Source organism: Simkaniaceae bacterium (genome assembly GCA_021734805.1).
Taxonomy (GTDB): domain Bacteria; phylum Chlamydiota; class Chlamydiia; order Chlamydiales; family JACRBE01; genus Amphritriteisimkania.
Map to the genome: position 1 here is coordinate 1 of JAIPIG010000020.1, position 24992 is coordinate 24992.

Below are 24992 nucleotides of genomic sequence, written 5' to 3' on the forward strand. Positions count from 1 at the left end.
GCCGGCGCACCGATGGTCGATCGGGCCGAAGGCCCTTTACCGAACCGACGCGCTATTGACAATAGGCAGAGGTGAGGTAAATCGATCAAGCGGGGATGCCGGCGACAAAAAAAACAATTCTTGAATGACGAGCGGTATAAATGCAAAGGGATTATAAATTAATTTTTTAACAGGAAACCATCGTAATGGCAAATGCATTCATACGTCCCGTAACACACTCAGAGGCTCAAAGCGCCGGTTTCCCCGAAGAATTAGGGAAAAGTGAAAAGCAAGAGCGAACGACAGAAGTAGCAATGACTGCTTTTGCTTGCGCCTGTTCGTCCCCTACCAATTCGGCAACGCATTTTCGCGCTGTTAGATCCCCGGTAGAGGATGCAACGCCGGCCATAGAAGACTTAGAAGAATCTTTGTCACCAAAATCATGCCTTAAAAGGGAAGGAACGCCTCCCAACAGTTCCCCTGTGACATTCAATGATATGACTTATTGGGATGATGGAATAGAGTCCCCACTGACAGTAGGACGTAGAGCGATACCACTTTATTCTAAAGATGAGGAGCTTCCCCCGGACATCTCCGCAAGAATTTTAGATCAAACGTTAGCTAAAAGAGATGATGAGAGGCTATTCCCCATCTATGACAGTGAAGGGAATAGCATTCCTTTAAGTGCGCGTAAGTTTTTAGATTATGCACTCAATTTTGAAGAAACCATTCAGTGCATTGAAAGAGAGACGGATCCTTCAATTGCATGGGGACTCTGGATGAGAGTCTATAGCATTATGGATCGGATGGAAGCCATCGATCCAAGCGCCTTCACAGAGCATATGAAATCGACGGAAGTTATTGCTTCTTGGTCTCGGTTGATCGATGTATTTGATTCAAAATTCCCCCATTCAACACTCACTCAAGATATGCGACACCACTTGTTAAAAAGAACCCAATCAGAGGACGAAGCAACAGGAGCTGCACTGAAGTTAACCGGGTGGATTGATCCGAATATGCGAGCTTTTGTTAGGAAAATTAAAAGGCCAAGAATGAGATATTGGGGTAATCTTGAAGAGACGGCCCGATCGGCATTAGATTCCATTCATTCTCTTGTGATAGCAAGCCAAACTCAGCAAGAAAACCTCCAAATAAAATGGGATAAAATTTATAAAGCTAACGGTGAAGTGTCCATTCCAATCAATTCCCGCATTTTTATAGTTATGGGATTTTGGGATGAATATAGTCGGGCCGCTCCTGAGAGAAAAGATGAGTGTTATAAGTTGTTTTCCTTTCACGTTAAGGTAATTAGGCCGGCAGTTAGGGCCTGTTTTCTTGTGACACAAGGGCTGTTATTGCCTAGAGATGAGAGTCTTTCAATAGAAGAACACCGAGAAATTTCAAGAACATTATTTGATTTGTTACCGGTGACGTTTAGAAATATCATTCAGCGATATATTGGGATGCTCAATGATGAGAGGGCGGGTCTGGATGTTGACTTATCAGTCAGGCTTGGAGATACATTGATGAAAGAGGACATTCAATCACCAACGGTCCTTCAAGGAATACGCGAAATCCGCAAGATTTTTTTAACTCTTTTTTATCCTTTTGTTTAACTGCTCGCGTATATGGGGAAGATCATCCTCTCTTTTAAGGGGGGCAAATGAGCTCTCTTTTGGGGAAATCATAAGGCTGACTCGATCGGCATAGGGGCAAATATCGGTAATGAATCGCTCTCCTTTATAGATACTAAAATGGCCTGAAGTATCGGGATTTAACCCTATTGGTATCACTTCAGGGTGTTTCTCTCGGCATATCGTTTTTTTTACCCAATGAAAGGGTAACAAGTTTTCTTCCACCATCTCGATCAATCGATCAATTGAAAGACACATATGATTCATATTGGCATATTTGAGATTGCTATAATCGGGATTTTCCGGATTAAGATCCGTATAATCGACGATATGTACTCTTCCCCGATCATCCATTCCGATGATCCCAACACCTCTTTCATTGGTTGATTTTTCATAACAACGTAAGGTTAAATCATTTTTCCGGTTGATATGGATTCCGATAAGATTAGGATCATAGGGATCAATCAGGGGATTATCGATTGGCATGATCACGATAGTGGAGATCCCTTGTTGTTTTAAAGCGTTTAAATAGCCTGTCTTTTTGAGGGTGGTGAGAAGCCCGCCATTGCCGTCAGGGCCATCTATAATTGTTCCTTTTGAAGAGAGGATCCAATGTCGATTGAGATCTAGAAAAGGGAGCGTTGATTGAATGAGGGGAGGTGGAAATGATGAAGGGAGCGTTTTTTTAATAGGTAAAGACCCGGCGGGAGAGGTTAAAAGGGTGAAGGTCTGTGAGTGAGAGAGCTTTTCAATGAATAAGCTCAGCAGTGTTTTTCCGGGGAAAAGGGGATAAAGGGCTTTAGGTGTATTGGAATTTAGCCGGCTAGCTTCACCTCCGGCTAATACGATGCAATGAACGGATTGATCGTTTAAAGCCTGCTTTCCTCTCTTAATATCATTTGCATCTCCTTCTAAAGTCTTGTAGAGAGAAGAGGTGAGGTGAGAGGGAAGAGAAGGGGGAGATTGATATATAAAATCAGAAAGGGGCCGTTTTTTCCATTCGTTGATTTGATCAAAAAGGGGTGAGATCTCAGCATCGGTCATCTCACTGATCAAGGGAATGAGGTGGTTTTGGTCCACGCTCTTTAAAAACTGTTTAATAATCTCTTTATTAGTCATACGACCTAAAATATTATATTTCATTATAATAAAGTTGAAACTAACTTAACAATCAATTTAAAAACAAAATAAAGGGTTGGGAAGGTTGCCGTGTCTATAAAAAAGACATTTATAGTTCTTTTTTTGATTTTTGCGCCAATGTTGTTTTCTGAGCAGCAGTTCCAAATCGGCGAAATGGAGCGGTATGAACTTGTCAAAAAAGCCACATATGCTCAAACACATGGCGATATTCAACAAGCTATTGATATCTATTTGAAACTGCATCGAGATGATCCCTTAAATCGTGAATTTCTTCTTCGTCTTGGGAAATTATATGAGGAAAAAGGAGATATCAAACAAGCTCAAGCCTATTACGAGGAAATCCTAAGATGGTATGGACAAGATCTTTATGCTGAGCTGGCGCTCGCCTCCATTGCTTATGATCAAAAAAAGTATGCCCTTGCCGAGCGCTATCTTGTTCCCATCGTTCGCCTCCATCCCGACTATCTCGATGCAACTATCTTGCTCGGAGAAACTTATATTGCACAAAAGCGCTATAAAGAGGCTCAAGTTGTCATTCAATCGGGACTCGTATCAGATCCTCAAAATGTTAGCTTAAACTATTTGATGGGGCGTATTGAGTATGTGCAAGGAGAATTTAACGGATCTTATCGGCATTTTAAAACGGCATGGAAAAACTCGGGCTACAAGGGGGGATATCTCGATCAAGTGATTGGAGTGCGTGAATATGTCCGGCCGGGAGTTGAATTGAAGGGAGAATTTATTCAACAAAAAGAGATCGATCTCGTCACCAACCAATATACGACAAAAATGAATACGTGGTATTCCTCATTAAAACTCTCACTCCCGCTTTGTAATGCACTTGAGTTCTATGGAATTGGGGCTTATCAGCCTGAGCAACAATACAATAAGATAAGCGAGAGAAGTAACTACTATATCAACAATTACTACGGGGTAGCGGGACTTGATTGGCATTATCGCGACTATGTCAAACTGATTGCTCAATCGACAATGCGGTGGGGAACGAATAAGGGAGTAGATCCTATTTTCCCCTTTCCCTCTCAGATTAAATGGGAGCCGCAGGTACTGCTTCTCATCAAGATTCCCCATCTCTCATTCATGTCAAAAGTTTATAAGGAAGAGGTCATCGGCCGCAACTTTGAAACAGTTCAAACAGAATATATAGACCAAAAGGGGATTGCGGGACGGATCGACTTTTCACTCTTTAAAGAACATACGGTGATCGGCGCCAATGGGTCGGTGAATCATTTTTATGGATCGGTGCAGAATCGTTTAAAAGAATTTGATGCCTATTTCATTCAAAAATTCAAAGTGAAAGGGACAACGGCTCAGTTTGAATATCACTATTTATATGGAAATTTTAATGCGCTTGATGAGGAGTATTTCTCATATCGAGGTCGTTATCGCCATTTTGGAACGTTTAAATTCATTAAAGGCTGGGGGCTTCGCGATGCCATAGAGGTGCGCTATACATATAAGTGGCAGAAGCTTAGAGATTTCATGAACGTTGCAGAAGTCATTACTCCAACTAATATTGCTCCCCCACAACAACTTTCATTAAACTATACTCATGCCAATGAGTTTGAGGTGAAAGCAAAATTTTCCGTAAGTAGCTTTTTTACGATGGACGCAGGTGCAGAATATTATTTTGATACCAATCATTATAAAGTTTTAACGGCAAAGATGGGCTTGAATCTCTTTTTCTAATTTCTAAGGATCGATTCATAGAGTTTAAGACGCTGATCCACAGCTTTTTCCCAAGAAAAAGAGGCTGCTTTTTGCATGGCTTTCTTGGAAATGGCTTCCCTTTTTTCTTGAGGCCATTGAGAGCAGTCGATGAGGGCTTGGGCAAGCTCTTCTTCACGACCTGAATGAATGAGCGTGCCAATGGCTAGTTCTTGTAAGCCGCCAACTCGGGTGGCAATCATGGGTAGCCCACAAGCCATAAGCTCAAGGGCTGCGATCCCAAATCCCTCATCTCGAGAGGGAAGTAGACCAAAATCACAACAATTATAAATAGCGGATAATTGCTGCATCGGTTGATATCCCAAGAAATGAACGCGCTCAAAAGAATAGATTGCAGCATCGCTAGGATCGATGACATCATCGATATGTCCCGCTCCCAAAATAAGAAAATGGATATTTGCATCGGATGAGAGAAGTCGATTGGCTTTTAAGATCAAATCAACGCCTTTTGTTTTTGAAATCATTCCGGAAAAACAGAAGAGGGTGGCATTATCGGGAATATCTAGGTGAAGTTGATGAAGAAGTTGTTTTCGATCGACCTCTTTTTTGAAGAAAATGTCTTTGTTATACCCATTGGCTATCATGTGGATCTTCTTTGGCGGAGCGTGATATTGAGCAATGAGTTCATTCTTGACATAGTCAGAAACAGCGATTAGCGCTTCAGCGCGCTGAGCTGCCTCTTTGGCAATCAAATGCATCCGGGAATCATAGTCAAATCCAAGTTGATCCGTATGATGGGCCGTGCAGATAAAGGGGACATTTGTTTCTTGAACAATTTTGTTCATTGTCCAAATATGTTGGCATTCAATGATGTGAGGATTAAATTGATCGATTAAATGATGAAGTTCATGGCGAAGAGAATGGAAATAACACTGTAATTCCCGATCACTCAGCTCTTTAAACGTTTTATGATCTGTCGACCTAGGATGTAGGTCGGGGATAATCAGCGGAAACGATTGGATTTCAGTCTGATGATCTGAGATAGGAAATTTCCAAATTTTATAGATCTCTTTGTGATTGTAGTAATAATCGATATCATGCGTCATCAAACCGGTATCCGGAAAGAATAGGATCGCCTGATGCCCGCGCTTTAACAACTCATGCAAAATTGCATTGGCAACACTAAAGCTACCCATACCCCAAGATTCTGTGTTGGTGATCAAAATACGCATTGGCAATTCTTCAATTTATTTCGGTGTATACCAAGCGATCAGATGAAGATCTATAACTTCTCATTAAAAAGATGTAATTTTTTAGCAAAGCGTACGATGGAATCATGAGATCGCTGAGTAGGGATATTTGAGAGGTGAAACCAGGCTGCATCGATAAATTCTCTTTGGTCTATTTGAAACATCATATCTATTTCCGCTTCAAAGACATACCAAAGGGTCACATCCGTATGCATTGAATAGAGTCCTTGAGAGGGGGTGACATTAATAAAAAGAGGATCTGAAGAGAGAAGTGGAAGGGAAATACCCAGTTCTTCTTTGAGTTCTCGTTTTGCCGCTTCTTGAGGATGTTCATCGAGATCGACATGCCCTCCCGGCGGAATCCATAGCTCTGCCTTAATATGATCGACCAGTAAGATTTTCCGGTGCTGTCGGTCATATAAGATGCAATATGAAACGAGGTGTTTAGGAGGGATATCAGGAGATTCGGTTCGAAAAAGAGAGTCCCCCGATTCGATCCATTTGAGCGATTCCTCACGATGTTCATGTTCAATAGCATCAAAAGGAGCGATTTTTTCGATCAAAGAATAAATTGTCTCCCTCATCTAGCCCACATTTTTTACAAATTTGAGTTGAACAAAAGGCCAAACGGGCTAACCATTCATAGCCAAAATGCCTTTTTATTGATCGTTTCTCCTTTCCTATAACAAGCCGGTTAATTTTGATATACCCTAATATGAACTCATTGTTTCGACTTATTTCGACATAAGCACCTTGGTATAATATTTCCCGTTTTTGACATCGATGCCGTGTGTTTCCGTTTCAAAGCCGGGGAATTGGGTGTCAAATGTTTCGAGGAGGGTAAAATAATCGATGATTGATTTTGAGGATTCATCAATCATTTCACCGGGCATAACAACGGGAATTCCGGGAGGATAGGGAACAAGCATAACAGCCATGGTGCGATTTAAAATAGAGCGGATCGGAACTTCTTCATAGCGGTGATTTACGAGTTCTTGAAAGGCCTCATGGGGAGTACATATAGGAGACGGGAGTGTAGAGAAGACTTTATGCGTCAGAGTGGCAATATCCGCTTCTTTAAGTAAAGCGTGCATTTGCTGCGCCAAGTCCCGGATCGTCATATTGCCATAAGCATTTTCATATTTTTCAACGAGATCAGGAAAGATTTCCGATAGGGATACATTGGCATCAAAGGCATCTTTAAAATCAAAAAGGGCTGAGATTAAGATGCTTGATTTCCCTTTTGTAATTCCCATAGAAAAAAGGGCTAAGAAAGAATAGAAACCGGTCTTTTCATCGACAATGCCATGGTTCATGAGATAACGAGCGATAATAGGTGCGGGAATGCCCCAATCGCCCATTTTGCCATCGAGACGCATGCCGGGCGTAAGGAGCGTGACTTTGATGGGATCGAGCATCATAAAGTCATTATCAATGGGTTCATAACCATGCCAGTGATCTTGAGCGAGATGCCAAGATTTAGCCTCTTTTGATAGATGTTTGGGTTGCCAGATAGGTAACCACCAATGCGTTTTCGGATCGCTTGTTTTGACACTGAGTTCATTGCTGATCTGGGCCATCTTTTCTCGGAAAGCAATGGCTTCATCGATGGCCTCTTCAATGAGGGTTTCTCCAAAAGCCCCTTCCATCATTTTGGCTGCAACATCGAGCGAGGCAATGATATTATATTGAGGGGAGGTTGAGGTGTGCATCATAAAGGCTTCATTGAATTGAGAGGGGTCAATCGGTTGACTGCCATCTTTGATATGGATCATTGAAGCTTGAGAAAAGGCTGCAAGCAGTTTATGCGTTGATTGTGTCGCATAAACGGTAGGGTGTTTTTCCGTATGCGTTTCACACATTGCGTATCGATCGCAATAGAGGGGATGAAAACGGGCATAGCCATACCATGCTTCATCAAAATGTAGGTGAGTCACCATCTCTTGCAAAAGGGTTTTGATCGCTACGACATCATAGATGAGTCCATCGTAGGTTGAGTTGGTTACAATGGCGCATTTAATGGGGCGATTTTTATCTTTAATTAAGGGGTTTTCCGCAATTTTTTTCCGAATGGTTTCCGAGCGGAATTCTGACTTAGGAATCCCACCGATAATTCCGTAGGCATTGCGCGAAGGAATGAAATAAATGGGGATTGCACCGGTCAGTGTCAGAGCGTGTTGAAGCGACTTATGGCAATTGCGATCGACCAAGACGATATCGCCATCGGTAATACATGCATTCGCTACAATCTTATTGGCCGTTGATGTCCCGTTGGTGACAAAGTAGGTGTAGTTGGAACCAAAAATTTTAGCAGCATGTTCTTCGGCTTTACCATTGACACCGGTATGTTCCATTAAAGAGCCTAACTCGGGAACGGAAACGGAGAGATCTGCACGAAAGACATTTTCACCAAAGAAGTTATAAAAAATATGCCCAACAGGCGATTTTAAGAAAGCAAGTCCACCCGAATGTCCGGGCGTATGCCAACTATACTTATATGTTTCGACATATTTAATGAGTTCCTTAAAGAAAGGGGGGAGAAGGGCGACCAAATAGTCTTCAGCCGCTTTATCAATACGTCCCGCAATAAAATGGGGCGTATCTTCCATTTTCCAAAGATAGCCATTTGTCAATGAGAGGAGATCAGAGGGAATATCTTTGAGTTTTTGTCTTTCAGTCATAATAAAAATAGGGATGTGATGATTGCGATGGCGAATCGTTTCAATCATTTTTTGTGGCGTAGTTCCTTTAGCTTCCCACTCAAAAATAATGCAGCTCAGCTCGCTATGCTGCATGAAAAGTTGTAATCCCTCTTCCCCATCACTTGCCGTCATCATGGAAAATCCCATTTGAGATAACTCATCTAAAATGTGATCAAGAGCGTTTTCCCCTTGCGACTGATGCTCGATTGCCGGATCAATGATGAGAATGGGATATTTTTTATAGTTCATATTTGTGTCCAAGAGGGTTTCTTAAATTTTAAAATAATGAGAGGAACGATACTTAGAATAACAATTCCGATCACAAGAAATAAAATGTAGGCGATGGTATGGGTAATTTCAAATCCCTTGGGTGGGAAAAACCCCATAATGATTGCAAAGATAGATCCTAAAATCCCTAAAGTACATTGAGTCTTTAACAATGGGGCTTTGTAGGGGCGTTTTAAAGAGGGATTTTTTTTGCGCAAGATCAGAGCCGAGATAAACATCAAAATATACATGATCAAATAGAGCTGAGCTGTGAGAGCGCTGAGTAGCCAATAAGAGCTACTGATATTGGGCATATATAAAAAGATCAAAGAGAGAATTGTGACGATGATTCCCTGCAGCCAAAGAAGCGCTGTGGGTGCATTATGTTCATTTCTTTTTTGTAAGAGAGGGGGGAGATCCCCACTAAGCGCCGTTGTCATCAATCCCTTACTCGGGCCGATAATCCATGTGCTGACCATAGCAAAAGCACCTGATGCAGCGAGGAGCGCAATTAATTTCGTCATCCATGGAATGTGATAGATAGCAAAAAAAATGTCAAAAGCTTGCATCATTCCGGCAACCAAACTTAAATCCTTTTTAGGAACAACCATTGCAATGGCAAGTGAGCCCAGGACAGATAAGACCAAAATGATGCCAATCGATAAAAAAATCGCCTTAGGATAATCCCTTGCGGGGTTTTTAACTTCTTTAGCATGAACTGCTGACATTTCCATCCCGGCTAGACAAAGAAGAAGTCCCGATATAAAGACAAAGTCATCGCGTGTAAAATCGGGAATGATATTCCAAGTGATTTGGATGGGATTAGATCCAAAAGCATAGGCGATTCCAAAACATAAGATAATCAATCCCGGAATGAGCGTTCCTGTGACAACGCCGATGGAACTGATCCATCCGGAGGCTTTCATTCCCAAAAAGTTAAGAAAAGTAAATCCCCAAAATGAGACGAGGATGACAAGTGTCAGAAATAATTTATTTGAAGCGAGCTCAGGATTGAAAGCATAAGCGAGTGTCGCTGCGGCAAAAGAGAGAATTGTTGGGTACCAAATCACATTTTCAACCCATTGTAGCCAAATTGCAATAAAGCCCCAACGGTCTCCCAGCGCCTTTTTAACCCAAATATAAACACCTCCCGTTTCAGGATATGTCGTTGCGAGTTCTGCAGAAATCAAAGAAGTGGGAATAAAGAAAATAATCGAAACAAGGACGAAATAAAAGATAAGACTCGACCCATACTCAGCAGTCATAGGAAAATTTTTTAAACTGATAATAGCTGCAACGTTAATCATTGCAAGAGGGATAATTCCAATTTTTGCCGGTCGCATGGCATGAATCTCCTTGGATGAAAAACACCCATTTTTATATAAAATATTTTATATACATTTTTGTGCAAATTAGGAACACCATGAAAGTCAATTTCGGTCTCAAGCAGAGCGCTGTACTAGATTTAGCTAACCATTTAAATAGAGCACTGGCAAATACCTATGCCCTTTATATCAACACGCTCAATTGCCATTGGAATATTGAAGATGCTCGTTTTATTGCTCTCCATGAAATGCTGCAAGATCAATATGAACAACTCGCTGAAAATGGCGATATCATTGCGGAGCGGATCCGACAAATGGGAGAAAAAGTCGAAGCCTCACTCGTTCATTTTTCTCATCATACAAAAATAGAGGCGATCAATCCCGAAGCAAGTGCAGATGAGATGTTAGAAAAGCTTGCTGCAGCGCATGAAAAAATCATCAAAGAGTTGAGAGAGTTGTCAGAGTTAGGCGAGAAGTACAAAGATTACGGCCTAGTTGATCTCCTAGGAGGACTTTTGCGCGATCATGAAAAGACAGCGTGGTTTTTGCGAAGCCATTTATGAACGGAGGCCAAGCTCCCTGCTTTAAGCGGGGAGCTTGACTGTCAAAATTAGAAATTATATCCAACCATGAAAAGAGCAGTGCCAAGTCTTGGCTTAATGCTTTGTGTCTCTCCATTGCTATATGTCAGCGTTTTGGAAGGATACCAGCGGTAATCGAATGTTGTTTTAATAAACCACTGATCGCAGAAAAACTGTTGTAGTCCTGCCCCTAACATTCCACCGAGATGAAACTCTGAGTATGTATTATCTACGCCCGTTGTTTTATAGTGGAAATTGTAGTGACCCCAGTCGGGTCCTCCATAGATAAAGATGAGGTTGGAAGGTCTTGGTGCAATGCCGAGTTTTAAATCGAGACCCAAGTTCCAAGACATCTTGAAGGTGCGGTTTGTTGCCGTTGTGCTTGTGGTGGTTTCATAGAAATTGTTTTCGGTTTCGCCGCTGTTGTATTGACCATAAGCCTCAATTCCAACAAGACCCATATCCATAAAAGCATAATCTCCTGCGACTTTGAGTTGAACGGCTACACCATCCGAACCGTAGGTCGTATTTGCTTTGGGTTTAATTCCGCTGCGCTGTGTGATGAGTTTTAACCCATTATATCCAACACCGGCACTGAGATTGATTCCTTGAAACTCTTCAGCATTTCCTACGGAAGCCCCATCAGTAGAGCTATTTGCTGAAGGAGTTGTTGCGCTCAAAAGAGCCATTTGCGTGAAAAGAGCTACGGCTCCAATCCACCGGAAAGATTTTTTCATAACGATCTCCAAAAAGTTGTATAACAAAATTTAATTTGCACAGAAGGTTATACGATATCTTTAAAAAGATATTCAATCTTTTTTTAATATTTTTATAAGATCTGATTTAGATTGTTTAATGAGTTTCTTTCCGAGTCCTTTAAAAATGAGGGCATGAAAAGGAGCAAGAAAGATCCAATAGAGGCGTCCTAAAACGCCTTTGGGACGAAAAGTGGCTGTTTGAATCAGCGTATGATCCTCAATTTTAAAATCGAGCCAGCCTTCACCCGGCATTTTCATTTCAGCAAACAACAAAAAGCGCAGATGTTTTTCATCCACTAAGAGAACTCTCCAAAAATCGATGGCATCACCCGCTCTTGGATGTTTTCGTTCTGTTTTGCCTCGATTGAGTCCGGCGCCTCCGAGATAGCGATCAATCAAGCCCCGAATGCGCCAGATAAAATCCATGTAATAGCCATTTTTTCCTCCTAATGTGAGAACTGAGTCAAAGACAGAATGAGGATCGCCCTCAAACTGAAAATGAACTCTATAGTACTGACATCCAAAGGAGGGGACTTCGATGAGGTCAAAGAGATGAGGGTTGTTTTTGCCCGAGGATATGGCATCTCTCCAACTGGATACTACAGATTTGCTCTCAACTTTATCGAAGGCGAGTTTGAGCGCTTCATCATACGTGAGACATTTTTTTTCAATGATTGAATCAATCGCGCGATTTTGGCAGATCGCATCGCATTTTAAGCTATCCACTAAAGTTTGAGCCAAAGAAAATGTCGTTGATGTGATAAAAAACAACCAATAGGAAGAGAGTTTAGGGCTAAAAAAAGGGACCGGAATAATGAGGCGGTGCATTTTGCGTTTTTTCGCAAAGCCAAGAAGCAGTTGCCGGTAGGTGAGTTGCTGATGATTTCCGATATCAAACACTTGATTTAGGCATTTTTTATTGTCTAAAACGCGGGCGAGATAATCAATCACATCTCGAATTGCGATCGGTTCACATAAGTTGCTTACCCAACGAGGTGCAACCATAATAGGTAATTTTTCAACGAGATCGCGAATGATTTCAAAAGAGGCGCTTCCGGAACCGATAATGATGCCTGCGCGCAACACGGTGTAGGGAATGCGAGATTTTTTTAAAATATTTTCTACCTGAAGGCGTGAGGCCAAATGCTTAGATAAATGCTCACTGCTAATTAGTCCGGTAAGATAAATGATTTGTTGGCATTTTGTTTGTTCAATGGCTTTAATAAAATTTTCTGCAGACTGTTTCTCCATCTGAACAAAATCTTTGGAAGTATCGCCCATTGAATGGACAAGATAATAGGCAGCATCGATATCATGAGGGATCTGATGGAGCGAAGAGGGATCGAGGAGATCACCTTTAATCATCTGAATACGAGATCGCATCGATTCCGGAAGATCCATTCGAGCCGGTGTGCGCATTAAAGCGATTACGGTATGATTATCTTCGATCAAACGGATTAAAAGGCGTGAACCAATGTAACCATTGGCTCCGGTTAACAAAATACGCATAAAGACTATAATAAAATTGTTTTTAATTTGATGTTGGCACTAAATCAGATGAAATGCCATAAAAAAAACAGATAAATTTTTTCTTTTCCGGCGGTGTATATGAAAACAAAAAGACCCACTCCTTTTATTTTATGGTTAGATGAAGTTGGCAAAGATGATATTTTGCTCGTTGGGGGAAAAAATGCCTCATTGGGAGAAATGGTGCGCCATTTAAAGAAAAAAAAGGTTTCAGTTCCCTCAGGATTTACTCTGACAACGCATGCCTACCGCTATGTTCTTGAAAAGGCAAACCTCAATGAAGAAATACGGCAGCAATTAAAAGATCTTGATCCTCAAGATGGGGCTGCTTTAGCAAAAGCAGGTCATGCTATTCGCTCACTTATCTTGAAGGTCTCCTTCCCCGATGAATTGAAAAGTGAGATCTTACATGCTTATGAAGAGTTATCTCGGCAACATCATCTGGAAAAAGCCGACGTTGCCGTCCGCTCTTCTGCGACGGCTGAGGATTTGCCTACGGCAAGTTTTGCAGGTCAACAAGAATCATTCCTCAATATCGTAGGTGAAGAGGCGCTGCTCGATGCGTGTCGGAAGTGTTTTGCCTCGTTATTCACAGACCGAGCCATCGCTTATCGCTTCAATCACAACATTGACTCTCTCAAAACCTATCTCTCTGTCGGTGTGCAAAAAATGGTCCGCTCAGATAAGGCGAGTTCCGGCGTGATTTTTACATTAGATATGGAGAGTGGTTTTAAAGATGTGATCTATATTACGGGAAGCTATGGACTTGGGGAAAATATTGTTCAAGGAGCCGTTAACCCCGATGAATTTTACGTGTTTAAACCGACATTTAAGCAAGGTTATCCCGCGATTATCAATAAGCGCCTTGGTGAAAAAGCAACCAAAATTATTTATTCCGAAAAAGAAGCCCCAACGAAAAAAATTGAAACGTCAGAGAGCGAGCGAAGCAAGTTTTGCCTTACCGATGAGGAAATCTTAAAACTTGCAAAGTGGGCGATCGAATGTGAAGAACATTATCGGCGCACAAGCAAACATTGGAGCCCTATGGATATTGAATGGGCCAAAGATGGGGATACGGGAGAGCTATTCATTGTCCAAGCCAGAGCGGAAACGGTTCACTCACAGAAAAAGGCAAATGTGATTGAAGAATTTAAACTTCTAGAAAAAGGGAAGATTTTATCAAAGGGGAAAGCTGTTGGCCATAAAATTGCACAGGGCGTTGCCCATGTTATTCAAGATGTAAGCCATATTGCCTCATTTCAAGAAGGGGAGATTTTAATCACCGAAATGACCGATCCCGATTGGGTTCCGATCATGCGCAAGGCGAAAGCTATTGTCACAAATCGCGGGGGGAGAACATCACATGCGGCGATTGTGAGTCGCGAACTGGGTCTTCCCTGTATTGTAGGCACCAATGATGCGACTCAAACCATTCAAACCGGGCAAGAGATTACAATTGATTGTTCGGAAGGGGAACGGGGGATTGTGTATGATAAGTTATTGAAGTTTCAAATCAATACAATCGATGTGAAAAAAATCCCAAAAACGAAAACACACGTCATGATCAATATCGGTTATCCCGATGAGGCTTTTAAACTGAGTTTTTTACCTTCTGCCGGAGTAGGACTTGCTAGGCAAGAGTTTATCGTGAATGAACACATTCGCATCCATCCTATGGCACTTGTGCAGTTTGATCGCGTTGAAGATCCCGACATTCGCCGGCAAATTGAAATGATGACGCGAGGTTATGATGATAAACGGCAATTTTTCGTCGATAAACTCGCTCAAGGCGTTGCTATGATTGCGGCAGCGTTTTATCCACGCGATGTCATTTTGCGCTTCAGCGATTTTAAAACTAATGAATATGTCAATCTCATCGGCGGAAAATATTTTGAACCCAAAGAACAAAATCCGATGATTGGATGGCGAGGTGCCTCTCGCTATTATAAGGAGGGATATGAAGAAGGGTTTGCGCTCGAATGCCGCGGTATTAAAAAGGCTCGCGAAGTGTTTGGCTTGACAAATCTTAAAGTCATGATTCCGATGTGTCGGACACCGGAAGAGGGAAAAAAAGTATTACAAGTCATGAAAAAACAGGGCCTTGAAAGGGGGAAAAAGAAACTCGAGGTCTATGTCATGTGTGAAATTCCAAGCAATGTTATTTTAGCTGATCAATATAGTCGCATTTTTGACGGATTTAGTATCGGTAGCAATGATTTAACGCAAATGGTACTGGGGGTTGATCGCGATAGTGAACTTGTTGCCGATATTTATGATGAGAACAATGAGGCCGTGAAGAGAATGATTAGAGAGGTGATCAAAGTTGCAAGAGCAAATAAACGAAAAATTGGCATTTGTGGAGATGCCCCTTCGACTTATCCTGAGTTTACAAAATTTTTGATTGATTGTAAGATCGACAGCATCAGTTTAACTCCCGATGCTTTGATCAAAACTCTTTTTGTCATTGCAAAACATGAACAGCGACAAATTAAAAATAAAAAAAGGAAATCATAATATGCGTGCATACAAATCGATACTATTAACCGTACAACTCTTTTTGATGACTCTAGCTTTTAGCCAAACGGATCTTGTTATTTTTTCATATGATCGGCCCTTGCAGCTCTATGCCCTTTTGGAATCAATTGAGCACAATGTAAAGGGACTCAATCAACAAATTGTTATTTATCGTACGAGCCAACCCGAATATGAAAAGGGGTATCAAGAGGTGAAAAAAGCCTTTCGCCATGTCATCTTTAAGGCCCAAAATCCCAAACACGCCGCATCGGATTTTAAACCCCTCGTTATGAATTCCATGTTTAATCCCACTTCTTCAGCTCAATATGCCCTTTTTGCCGTGGATGATATTATTGTAACGCACCCGATTGATCTCGATCAATCGATTCGCGCTCTTGAAAAAACAGGCGCTTATTGTTGTTTATTTCGCTTAGGGATGAATATTCATTATAGTTATTCAGTCAATCAATCGTGTGAACCACCAAAGGGACAGCGCATTAAAGAAGATTTCTTGATGTGGACATTTGCAGATGGCAAACATGATTGGGCCTATCCCAATAATGTCGATTTCACCCTCTATCGCAAAAATGACATTTTGCCTTTCTTTAGATCACAAGCATTTACTTATCCCAATAATTTAGAAACCCCGTGGGCAAAAATAGCTGATGTGCAACTCAAAGGAATTTGTTACAATCAATCGTGCATTATTAATATCCCGATGAACGTCATCTCAACGCAGGGTAATCATCAGTCATTTCAAAATCGTCAAATGCACTATAAAACGACCAAAGAACTGCTCCAACTCTTTCAAGATGGGTATAAAATCAATATTAGACCTTTGCAGGGTTTTCTCAATCCCTCACCCCATTTTGATATCAAACCTGAATTTATTAAGAGATAGCTTTTTGGATGCGATTCATGAGAGCTTCATTTTGCAAGAGGCTCTCACTCATTAAAATGGCGATTGAAGAGGCGCCGTTTCGATCCGCCTCACGAAAGAGGGCATATAAATTGGCCGCATTAAAAGATGTGCTCCCTTTGAATGCTGCTTCATAAGAAAGAATAAGCGGTTTTTTTTCGCAGGCAACATGAGCTAGGAGCTCTTCTTTAGATGAGAATAGAGAAATAGGCGTTTTTGGAGCATAATGGCGGTACTTCATCCCGGGAGATAAAATCTTTCCATTAAGCGGTTGTAATAATCTAATCCCGAGCACATGTTCAATAGCTTCTTTAGAAATTCCTCCCGGCCTTAATAGCGTTGGTTGATCCCCAACAAGACTCACGACAGTCGATTCAATTCCAACGGCACAGAGGCCCCCATCAATAATAAGGGGGATTTTCCCTCCTAAATCTTCTTCGACATCTTGGGCCTGTGTGGGACTGGGTTTTCCGGATAAGTTGGCCGAGGGAGCAATAAGAGGTTTTCCTACTTCACGAATCAATTGAAGCGCCATAGGGTGAGAGGGCATTCGAATGGCAATCGTTGAAAGATGTGCGCAAAAGGAGGGGGCAATTGACGGGTTTCTTTTAAAAATTAACGTGAGCGGTCCCGGGAAAAAAGCCTGAGTTAAGAGATCCCAATAGGGGGGGAGCGACTCGACTAGATCTTGGATCCAAGTGACTTCGCCAATATGAACAATGAGGGGATTATCCTGAGGGCGTCCTTTCACATCATAGACGGCGCGATGAGCCTTTTCATTCTGAAAAAGACCACCTAGTCCATATACTGTCTCAGTCGGAAAAGCAACCAGCTCCCCGGCTAACAGCAAATCAATAGCCTTTTTCAAGTAACTCTGTGAAAGAGTCTCCGTTTTCATAAAAAATCCCCTATAATCTCGACTTTGTAACTTTTTGGGCCCGCCTGCCCCGTCTATTTGTTCTCGGACGCTCGACCTATGGTCGAACTAGGAGATTATTAAAACCGGGAAGGGGTAAAAAACCCTCTTCCCGGTTTTAATAACTCCCCCGAGAACAAATATCTCGAGGCTTTCGGGCCCAAAAAGTTACAAAGTCGAGATAATGAGAAACAATGATACCAAAAAGAGGAATTTTTAATTATTAGAAAGATCCAGAAATTGATGGGAGGGGTTTTGTTTCATTGCATATTGCTTTTCCCAAGGCGAGGCAAACAAGACCATCGGTTTTTGATGCATATCTTTGACAATTGTTGAGTTAAAAACTTTTTGAAAAGAGTTGAGATCTCCAACAATCCATGCGCTGCATTGGTAGGGAAGGGGCGAAATTTGCACTTCGACGCCATATTCATCTTGCAAACGGAATTGCATCACCTCAAACTGCAGTTGCCCTACCACCGCATAAATAAAGTCATTTTCTTGATTATAGGATTCCAAGATCTGAACGGTTCCCTCTTCTCCAAGCTTTTTCATGCCTTTGTCAAAAGCTTTGCGCTTGCTCACATCTTTGGGGAAGACTTTAGCAAAAATTTCCGGTTGGAATTGAGGAAGGGGTTTAAAGTTGAATCCACCCGTGATGGAAATGGTATCGCCAATCGCAAAAGTTCCGGGGTTAATCACCCCAACAATATCTCCGGCATAGGCTACATCAACCGTTGTTCGTTCTTTAGAGAGTAAACTGTGAGGGCGTGAAAGGCGAATATCTCTTTGTAGTCGATGGTGTTTGACACTGAGATCGCGCTCAAATTTGCCCGAACAGATGCGCATAAACGCCGTGCTATCGCGGTGTTGCTTATTCATATTCGACTGGATTTTAAAAATATAGGCGCTAAACGGGGTCTTCACAGGATCAATGATGAGATCATTTCCATCATTTCCTGTTGCCATTCTCACTTGAGGGGGAGGCGCTAAATGAATAAAGATATCAAAGAAGGGTTCGACTCCAAAATTAGTCAAAGCCGATGCAAAAAAGACAGGGGTTGTTTTGCCTTTTAAAAAGGCATCATGATCAAAAGCATTACCGGCAAGATCGAGGAGTTCGAGTTCTTGTTTGAGCTGCTCGAGTTTCTCTAGCTCCATCTTTTTAAGAAGATCGGGATCATCGAGAGCAAATTCATCGACGAGGGCCCGCTCAGATCCGCCCACTCCCTGTTTCGTAAATAAAAGGCATTTTTGCTTAATGCGATCATAGACTCCACAAAATTCTTTAGATGAGCCAATGGGCCAGTTATAGGCAAAAGTTTCAATGTTGAGGAGTTGTTCGAGCTCATCCATTAAGTCGAGAGGATCACGGCCGGGCATATCCATCTTATTGACAAAAGTAAGGATGGGGATATTGCGTAGACGACAGACTTCAAATAGCTTGCGCGTCTGTTTTTCTACCCCTTTTCCCGCATCGACTACCATGATGGCGCAATCTGCAGCTGTCAAAGTGCGATACGTGTCTTCTGAAAAGTCTTCGTGACCGGGAGTATCTAATATATTAATGACGACATCTTTGTAGTTAAATTGCATTGCAGATGCGGTAATTGAGATCCCTCTTTCCTGCTCGAGTGACATCCAATCGGAAGATGCCATGCGTCGACCTTTGCGTCCGCGAACAACTCCTGCCGTATGAATCATTCCGGAGTATAGGAGGAGTTTTTCAGTTAAAGTGGTTTTCCCTGCATCGGGGTGGCTAATAATGGCAAAAGTTCTTCTTCTGGCGATTTGCTCTGCAAGTTCTGTAGCTGGCGTATTCATTTAACTCTTCTAATAAATGGTATAACTATACTGAAGAAAGAGTAATTTTTCTATGAAAACTTGGTATGAGATTCCGCTCTTTTTTGCAAGATCACTGAAAAAAAGTAGCAAAGGGGAATCACGACTAAGAGAAGACCCAGCGTGAGAAAATGAGATTTCAATAAAAGAGCGCTGATTAAATGGGGGACTGAATAATTGAATTCAATCAATCCACAGGATGTCCCTCGAATAGTGGGAGAAACTGAGTTGACAAGAACGTCATAGACAAAGGGGATAAAAAACCCTCCCAGACATCCGACAACGACATAGATATAGGTTGCATTGATTGTTGAAGGTCCCAAGACATAAGAATAAATCAAAGGGATAATCGATGTGAAAAAAGCAATGCCATAGGTGATTGTCAAGATGGAGACATGAGGCAATTTTTTATAAAAGAAAGCAAAGCCACATCCAACAATGGAGCCCATAGCTAAGACGATATAAAATTGTTCACTTAGTATAGAAGTTTCAACGAATGTATTAATAAAGAAATAGGCAAGCTGAGTGAAAAAAAAGGCAAGGAAAGTAAAGAGGAATTTTTTGCGGTCTTTCGGGTGAATTTCTCGATGGAATTGGAAGAGTTTATGTTTGACTCGTTCATCGCGTCGATCGAAAAAGAAAACGGCTGAAAAAATGATGTTGACGATCAATACGATGAGAGCGGCAAAGTTAATGAGGACCTCATATTGGAACAAGTAATTGTAAAAGACCCAAGGGAATAAAAAGGCGAGGAAGCAAATCGCCGCAATCTTTACTTTAGAGCTCTGAGGAAAGTTGTCAATCATTCCGGCCAGCCCCACGGAATAGGGATGAAATAGCAATCCCAAAATCGGTAGAAATAACACAGCTTCTTTTGTCAATATAATGAGCAAAAGCGTTGCGATTCCAAATACCTGTGTTAAGATAAAAATCTTCTTTCTACAAAACAGATCTGAAGCAAATCCAATAAATACGGCGCCTAAAGCCTGAAAGCTCACCCATGAAAAATAGGCAATGACAGACTCCTTTAAGTGCAAATGGACCTTAATTGACATCACTGTTGCCATAGCTATCGCAATACACACGGGAATTGCCGTCGCATAGACACTGATTTTATGATGCTTATTTGCCATATCCGAACTCCGGTATATCCACAAATTAAGCAAGCGCCATCATTTTAGCAATGTGTTTTTCAATATACACAAATGAAGTTGCTTATGTATACATATCCCGAACTGAATTGAAAAGTTAGCGGGGATACCTTTGTGAAAATTTTATTGTCTATTTTAATTGTTATTTGTGGAGTGCTTGAGGCCTACGATACGAGTTTCAGTGAAATCTTTGAGAGTCTATATGAAAAAAATCATACATATAAAAATGACTGGTGCGATCAGCTGAAGGATCAGATTGCAAAGATTACAACAAATGCGGGAAGGAGTGTTTCTTATCTCGAGTTAAAAAATGCAGGGGTTGATGAGGACTGTTTGGATGCCATGGCAACCGCATTTTGTCAAAAATATCAAGATGCCTATATTGCTACAGTTTGGCCAACGATGAGCTATGAGTCTGAAAAGATGGTCTATCAGGTCCTTTCAGAATATGCAACCGTTGTATATCACAAAAAATTTACATTAAAAAATAATGGTCCAAGATCCCTTCTAAATATGATACCTGAAAAAGTGCAATGGATTTCTAAAGATTTTCATCGCTACTTTCCGGCCGGAAAAAATGAATATGCGTTAATGTGTTTTGTCGTTAGGTCTCCTTCTCAACAATGTATGATTTTAGCTAAAAGAAAATTAAGAGGGATTGTCAAACTAGATCCATATTGCATGCATATCAATGATACGCACCCTCAGTGTTTAGATCTCGCATACGCACTACTTAATAATAATTCTATCCACTTCTTAAACCACCAAAGGACTAGAAATTTTAGGGTGTTTAACTCGCTAATGCCTCGGTATATAAAGTTTATTAAACGTAAAAAAATTCCATTACAAGATGTTTGTATTGATGGGAGTGCAGTATTATCGGCATATGGTTTGAGGGATTGTGCATTGGATTTTGATTTTTTATGTACTAAAAGAGGGGAGTTTGGAAGAATTCATCCGTTAGATCATCACAATGAAGCATGGGAAAAGCTCGGTTATTTAATAAATGAAGTGATATATAATCCAAAAAAACACTTCTATTTTAAAGGATTAAAATTTGTAAGTCTTACTGAAATCCGCAATTTTAAATTCAAACAAGGCCGTGCCAATGATATGCAAGATGTAAAAAATATTGATGAATTTTTAAAAAATCATTTGTAAATTTTTTTATAGGATAAAGAACGCCGGGTATACTTGTTGGATTATAATAAATGATTTTATCTAAAATTATTAAAATATATTTTTTAATATTTACTTTAAGTTTTTGTGTAATTCAGTGTGAAGAAATTTCAGAAAATGAGATTCACAAGCTCTTAAGTCAATACAAAAGACCTTTTACTTTCTTATGCATTGGAAAGCCGATGCCCTCTTTTTTTTATATGACGTCCACTTATCCAAAAAGTTCATTTGTAATATGTCATTTATCGCTTTCAAATGAGATACAAGATCGATTTCGATCCTTTGATAATATTATTTGGTTAGCTCATCAGCTGAATGCAGGTGATATTGAAAATTTGTCCAAATGTGAAAATTTTGATGTCATTTTAGTTTCAGATAGAGATGATTCATTGATGCAAAGAAGACCGGATATGGTATTAAATTTGCAGAAAATGACACAATTTTTACTCATAAAATCCGGATCTGATTCTACGAACAGGTATCATTTTTTCGAAAAAAAAACAGATTCAACACTAGTTAAAACGTCGTTGATTCATCCGAGAAAGAGAAAAAGATCGTATACGATTGTTCACACGTTGAATGAAAAATATATTTGCAAGCACAGTCCTCAATCAATCAGAAAATGCGAATGGTATCCCGGTATTAATTTGTTAACCTATTTGCTATATAGAGGAAAATGGCCTCAAAGAAGCACACTCGTTTCACATATTCCGATTGATTACTCCCACACGGATTGGACTCCAAACAATATGATTGTTCAAGGAGATCGCATTAAATTAATAGATGGGGATGATCCTCTGTATCAAAATATAAAACCCGACCAAAGAATAAAAATTAATTTGGCTCAAAGGAAATTAAAACAACTTATTTTAAAGTCAGCCGGAGAGTCATTTGAAAAGACAAGAAAGAGATTCATACAAATTTATGGGTTTGGTCACTACTTTGATCAAGATGAAGTTGATGAATAAAGATCCTAAATAGGAGGTATATATGACAAAGTTAAAAGTTTTTTATTATTTTTTTTTGAGTCTTTCTTTAAATGCTTTTGCGAATGCAAAAAGTGACACCTTTGCAAGGTTTCGGAATGAGTATTTTATAGAAACGGGGTCATATCAAGGTGGGGGTGTTGAGAAGGCTTTAGAAGCCGGTTATAAGCATGTCTATTCAATAGAAATCCTTCCACAATATCATAATTTTTGTTTAAAGAAATTTAAAGGCAACTCCCGAGTTCATTTAATTCTCGGTGATTCCGTTAAAATTTTCCCTCAGATTCTAAAACAAATCGATCGTCCGGCGACTTTTTGGCTCGATGCTCATTTTTGTTCATACGATGGAAAGAGAAGACAAAAAGGGTATATGGCAAAGACGACATCACTTAAGGAAGAATTAATTGCCATTCGAAATCATCCGATCAAAACACATACGATTTTAATTGATGATGTGCGGTTATTTGAGTCAGACCATATGGAGAGAATAACTTTAAGTGAAGTTAAAAGCTTATTGAGATCGATTAACCCAAACTATCAAATTTATCGAATTGACGGTTCTTTTCCTAATGATATTTTAGTTGCAACGCCATAAGCCATGTTTAGGATATTACCCCGACTTGTTATTTTCTTTTGTTTTGTTAGTAGCTTTTTTTCTAGGGGGCTATTTTCAGATTCAAGAGACCAATTGAAGGTCCTTTGGGTTTCATATCCCCAAAAGCACTATTTCCAAGCGGATTGGATTGAATATTTGCTTTCTGATTTTAATACTCAGGTTTCTTTTGATCCCGATTTAAAACATTTAGAAAATGGATGCCTGCTCATTTTTTCTGAAAATTTAAAAAATGAGCACATTGCACTCATTAAGAAATTTGCTCACGATGGAAAAAAATTCGGCTTAGTTCATATTGGGGATGAAGCCTATAGAGCAAATATAGAGATATATCAATATGCATCGTTTGTCTTTCGAGAATACTACTCTCAAAAAATTGCACAGATATATCGACATGTCTTTTTTTTACCTCTTGGTTCCAAAAGGGGCTTTATTTTGAATAAGGCTTGTCATGAACTCCCCAAAATTTCAGATAGGCCCTACCTCTGGTCATTTATGGGACAAGTGACTAAAAGCTCAAGAAAGAGTATGATTGCCCACCTTAAACAATTAAAAGCTCAATCATTTTGCCATTTTAATCATTCGTTTAACAGTCAAGATTGCTTATCGACGGAGACATATCAACATGTTTTAAAAAATACAATTTTTTCTCCCTGTCCCAGAGGATGGATCAATCTTGATTCTTTTCGTCTTTATGAATCTCTAGAATCGGGATGTATCCCAATCGTTGAGAGGGGTAGGGATGCCTATTTCTTAAATGCTTTTAAAAATCCTCCTTTTCTTATTGTCAGATCTTGGAAGGAAGCGAGAAATGCCATTAAAAATTTGCAAAATGATCCGGAAGAAATTGAAAAGTTAAGGTTGCGCTGTTTTAATTGGTGGATAGAGGAAAAAAGACAATTAAAAAAATCGATACATGATCAGATAAGGAAAATCCAATAAAAATGAAATACCCTCTTTTTATTTTCACTTTCATTTTGCTTCAGAGTTTTCATCTCATGGGGAATGAGTCCTATAACTTACCCCCCCGGTATTTTAATGCTTCTATTCCACAAGCCCCAATTCGAATGAGTAGTGATCCTTTTATTTCGGGAGATTCTTTTCGCTTTATCTGCGATCATCATATCGACGAAACAAAACAACCTTTTTTTCCAACAAAGGTGAAAAAGGGGGATATTATTTATGTGACACCGGGCGCACTGAATTTTTTCTTCAAAAGAATCCATCCAAAAATATCTCAAAAATATATTTTGTTAACGCATAACTCAGATGAAGCATTTCCCGGACGTTTTGCAAAGAGATTGAATGATGATACCATTGCCTATTGGATGACGACAAATAATTTAATGCCGGATCATCCAAAAATGATCAGCTTACCTATTGGGATTGCAAATCGATACTGGCCTCATGGAGACGTTTCCTTATTTGAAAAAATTGTGAAGGAGTGTTATCCAAAGAAACATTTATTGGTTTTAAATTTTCTACCTCACACCAATCCAAAAATAAGAAAGCCCTTAAGAGCTTTTTATTTGAATAAACCTTTTTGTTACTGTTCTTCAGTTAAAGATTTGAGCGCATATTTAATAGATATGAAACAGTCCCATTTTATTTTAAGTCCATTTGGCAATGGGCTTGACTGTCATAGAACATGGGAAGCACTACTTATGGGGGCTATTCCTATTGTTGAGTCATCCCCCCTTGATTGTTTATTTGACGGATTACCTGTTTTGATTGTCAAAAACCTATACCTTTTAAATGAAACTTTTTTATTGGATCAAAAGAGTCGGTTTTCAAAGTTGAGATTCAACGCAGATAAAATATTTTTCAGTTATTGGAAGAAATTAATTGCATCTAAAAAAATCGAGATTATAGGTGAGAAAGACTAATTTTTTTCTGTTTTTATGTATCCTATGCCTTTTCTCCAAGTGTTTTTGTACATATAAAGTCTTGTTCGTAGGCTTTATTCCCAAGGGGGGCGAGGAACAAATTCAAAATAAATTAAACTCTACAGCCGTTTCATTAGGTT

20 protein-coding genes are annotated in these 24992 nt (G+C 40.1%); 10 read left to right on the top strand and 10 right to left on the bottom strand.

Annotation, left to right across the window (positions count from 1 at the left end):
- Positions 1 to 185 precede the first annotated feature (185 nt).
- A complete protein-coding gene (locus K9M07_05020) occupies positions 186 to 1595 on the top strand; it encodes a hypothetical protein (protein MCF7852583.1) in 1410 nt (469 codons plus the stop codon).
- Here the strand turns inward: K9M07_05020 and K9M07_05025 are convergent.
- Positions 1569 to 2732 carry a UTP--glucose-1-phosphate uridylyltransferase gene (locus K9M07_05025; protein MCF7852584.1) on the bottom strand — a complete coding sequence of 388 codons (1164 nt, stop codon included), beginning with the start codon at positions 2730 to 2732 and terminating at the stop codon, positions 1569 to 1571. The two genes, K9M07_05020 and K9M07_05025, sit on opposite strands and share 27 nt — an antisense overlap.
- A gap of 90 nt (positions 2733 to 2822) precedes the next feature.
- On the opposite strand from K9M07_05025, the gene K9M07_05030 reads away from it, so the two are divergent.
- Positions 2823 to 4460 carry a tetratricopeptide repeat protein gene (locus K9M07_05030; GenBank protein ID MCF7852585.1) on the top strand — a complete coding sequence of 546 codons (1638 nt, stop codon included), beginning with the start codon at positions 2823 to 2825 and terminating at the stop codon, positions 4458 to 4460.
- Here K9M07_05030 and K9M07_05035 read toward each other — a convergent pair.
- From K9M07_05035 to K9M07_05050, 4 genes are all read right to left on the bottom strand, one after another.
- Entirely contained in the window at positions 4457 to 5671 is a 1215-nt protein-coding gene (locus K9M07_05035; GenBank protein MCF7852586.1) for a glycosyltransferase, read from the bottom strand. The genes K9M07_05030 and K9M07_05035 overlap by 4 nt on opposite strands.
- 50 nt (positions 5672 to 5721) lie before the next feature.
- Positions 5722 to 6273, bottom strand: a complete 552-nt coding sequence (locus tag K9M07_05040; protein MCF7852587.1) for an NUDIX hydrolase — start codon at positions 6271 to 6273, stop codon at positions 5722 to 5724.
- A 150-nt stretch (positions 6274 to 6423) separates the two neighbouring features.
- A complete protein-coding gene (locus tag K9M07_05045; protein MCF7852588.1) occupies positions 6424 to 8640 on the bottom strand; it encodes a hypothetical protein in 2217 nt (738 codons plus the stop codon).
- A complete protein-coding gene (locus K9M07_05050) occupies positions 8637 to 9965 on the bottom strand; it encodes an amino acid permease (protein MCF7852589.1) in 1329 nt (442 codons plus the stop codon). Before K9M07_05050 ends, K9M07_05045 begins: the two co-directional genes overlap by 4 nt.
- Positions 9966 to 10081: 116 nt before the next feature.
- Here K9M07_05050 and K9M07_05055 point away from each other — a divergent pair, with 116 nt between their 5' ends.
- Entirely contained in the window at positions 10082 to 10546 is a 465-nt protein-coding gene (locus tag K9M07_05055) for a DNA starvation/stationary phase protection protein (protein ID MCF7852590.1), read from the top strand.
- A 47-nt stretch (positions 10547 to 10593) separates the two neighbouring features.
- Here the strand turns inward: K9M07_05055 and K9M07_05060 are convergent, their stop codons facing one another.
- Complete coding sequence (locus K9M07_05060) at positions 10594 to 11301, bottom strand: porin family protein (protein MCF7852591.1); 708 nt, start codon at positions 11299 to 11301, stop codon at positions 10594 to 10596.
- Between the two features lie 72 nt (positions 11302 to 11373).
- On the bottom strand, positions 11374 to 12831 hold the full coding sequence (locus K9M07_05065) for an SDR family oxidoreductase (protein MCF7852592.1): 1458 nt from the start codon (positions 12829 to 12831) through the stop codon (positions 11374 to 11376).
- A gap of 99 nt (positions 12832 to 12930) precedes the next feature.
- On the opposite strand from K9M07_05065, the gene ppsA reads away from it, so the two are divergent.
- Both ppsA and K9M07_05075 read left to right on the top strand, forming a co-directional pair.
- Positions 12931 to 15363 carry a phosphoenolpyruvate synthase gene (gene ppsA / locus K9M07_05070; GenBank protein MCF7852593.1) on the top strand — a complete coding sequence of 811 codons (2433 nt, stop codon included), beginning with the start codon at positions 12931 to 12933 and terminating at the stop codon, positions 15361 to 15363.
- 1 nt (position 15364) lies between these two features.
- Entirely contained in the window at positions 15365 to 16264 is a 900-nt protein-coding gene (locus K9M07_05075) for a hypothetical protein (protein MCF7852594.1), read from the top strand.
- Here the strand turns inward: K9M07_05075 and K9M07_05080 are convergent.
- The 3 genes from K9M07_05080 to K9M07_05090 all read right to left on the bottom strand — a co-directional run bounded on the left by K9M07_05080 (position 16254) and on the right by K9M07_05090 (position 20170).
- Complete coding sequence (locus K9M07_05080; protein ID MCF7852595.1) at positions 16254 to 17180, bottom strand: threonylcarbamoyl-AMP synthase; 927 nt, start codon at positions 17178 to 17180, stop codon at positions 16254 to 16256. The genes K9M07_05075 and K9M07_05080 overlap by 11 nt on opposite strands.
- A gap of 234 nt (positions 17181 to 17414) precedes the next feature.
- Positions 17415 to 19019: a peptide chain release factor 3 gene (locus tag K9M07_05085; protein ID MCF7852596.1), complete on the bottom strand. Its 1605-nt coding sequence runs from the start codon at positions 19017 to 19019 to the stop codon at positions 17415 to 17417.
- 50 nt (positions 19020 to 19069) lie between these two features.
- Positions 19070 to 20170 carry an MFS transporter gene (locus K9M07_05090; protein MCF7852597.1) on the bottom strand — a complete coding sequence of 367 codons (1101 nt, stop codon included), beginning with the start codon at positions 20168 to 20170 and terminating at the stop codon, positions 19070 to 19072.
- A gap of 132 nt (positions 20171 to 20302) precedes the next feature.
- On the opposite strand from K9M07_05090, the gene K9M07_05095 reads away from it, so the two are divergent.
- The 5 genes from K9M07_05095 to K9M07_05115 all read left to right on the top strand — a co-directional run bounded on the left by K9M07_05095 (position 20303) and on the right by K9M07_05115 (position 24852).
- Positions 20303 to 21349, top strand: coding sequence for a hypothetical protein (locus K9M07_05095; protein ID MCF7852598.1), 1047 nt, complete (start codon positions 20303 to 20305; stop codon positions 21347 to 21349).
- Between the two features lie 200 nt (positions 21350 to 21549).
- Entirely contained in the window at positions 21550 to 22335 is a 786-nt protein-coding gene (locus tag K9M07_05100; GenBank protein ID MCF7852599.1) for a hypothetical protein, read from the top strand.
- A 22-nt stretch (positions 22336 to 22357) separates the two neighbouring features.
- Positions 22358 to 22948, top strand: a complete 591-nt coding sequence (locus K9M07_05105; protein MCF7852600.1) for a hypothetical protein — start codon at positions 22358 to 22360, stop codon at positions 22946 to 22948.
- A gap of 93 nt (positions 22949 to 23041) precedes the next feature.
- Positions 23042 to 23908, top strand: a complete 867-nt coding sequence (locus tag K9M07_05110; GenBank protein MCF7852601.1) for a glycosyltransferase family 47 protein — start codon at positions 23042 to 23044, stop codon at positions 23906 to 23908.
- Between the two features lie 2 nt (positions 23909 to 23910).
- Complete coding sequence (locus tag K9M07_05115) at positions 23911 to 24852, top strand: hypothetical protein (protein ID MCF7852602.1); 942 nt, start codon at positions 23911 to 23913, stop codon at positions 24850 to 24852.
- Positions 24853 to 24992 lie beyond the last annotated feature (140 nt).

Excerpts from the sequence above, each read along its gene's own strand:
- K9M07_05020 (MCF7852583.1), top strand. The coding sequence starts at position 186 with ATGGCAAATGCATTCATACGTCCCGTAACACACTCAGAGGCTCAAAGC.
- K9M07_05025 (MCF7852584.1), bottom strand. The coding sequence starts at position 2,732 with ATGACTAATAAAGAGATTATTAAACAGTTTTTAAAGAGCGTGGACCAA.
- K9M07_05035 (MCF7852586.1), bottom strand. The coding sequence starts at position 5,671 with ATGCGTATTTTGATCACCAACACAGAATCTTGGGGTATGGGTAGCTTT.
- K9M07_05040 (MCF7852587.1), bottom strand. The coding sequence starts at position 6,273 with ATGAGGGAGACAATTTATTCTTTGATCGAAAAAATCGCTCCTTTTGAT.
- K9M07_05045 (MCF7852588.1), bottom strand. The coding sequence starts at position 8,640 with ATGAACTATAAAAAATATCCCATTCTCATCATTGATCCGGCAATCGAG.
- K9M07_05050 (MCF7852589.1), bottom strand. The coding sequence starts at position 9,965 with ATGATTAACGTTGCAGCTATTATCAGTTTAAAAAATTTTCCTATGACT.
- K9M07_05055 (MCF7852590.1), top strand. The coding sequence starts at position 10,082 with ATGAAAGTCAATTTCGGTCTCAAGCAGAGCGCTGTACTAGATTTAGCT.
- K9M07_05060 (MCF7852591.1), bottom strand. The coding sequence starts at position 11,301 with ATGAAAAAATCTTTCCGGTGGATTGGAGCCGTAGCTCTTTTCACGCAA.
- K9M07_05065 (MCF7852592.1), bottom strand. The coding sequence starts at position 12,831 with ATGCGTATTTTGTTAACCGGAGCCAATGGTTACATTGGTTCACGCCTT.
- ppsA (MCF7852593.1), top strand. The coding sequence starts at position 12,931 with ATGAAAACAAAAAGACCCACTCCTTTTATTTTATGGTTAGATGAAGTT.
- K9M07_05075 (MCF7852594.1), top strand. The coding sequence starts at position 15,365 with ATGCGTGCATACAAATCGATACTATTAACCGTACAACTCTTTTTGATG.
- K9M07_05080 (MCF7852595.1), bottom strand. The coding sequence starts at position 17,180 with ATGAAAACGGAGACTCTTTCACAGAGTTACTTGAAAAAGGCTATTGAT.
- K9M07_05085 (MCF7852596.1), bottom strand. The coding sequence starts at position 19,019 with ATGAATACGCCAGCTACAGAACTTGCAGAGCAAATCGCCAGAAGAAGA.
- K9M07_05090 (MCF7852597.1), bottom strand. The coding sequence starts at position 20,170 with ATGGCAAATAAGCATCATAAAATCAGTGTCTATGCGACGGCAATTCCC.
- K9M07_05100 (MCF7852599.1), top strand. The coding sequence starts at position 21,550 with ATGCCCTCTTTTTTTTATATGACGTCCACTTATCCAAAAAGTTCATTT.
- K9M07_05105 (MCF7852600.1), top strand. The coding sequence starts at position 22,358 with ATGACAAAGTTAAAAGTTTTTTATTATTTTTTTTTGAGTCTTTCTTTA.
- K9M07_05115 (MCF7852602.1), top strand. The coding sequence starts at position 23,911 with ATGAAATACCCTCTTTTTATTTTCACTTTCATTTTGCTTCAGAGTTTT.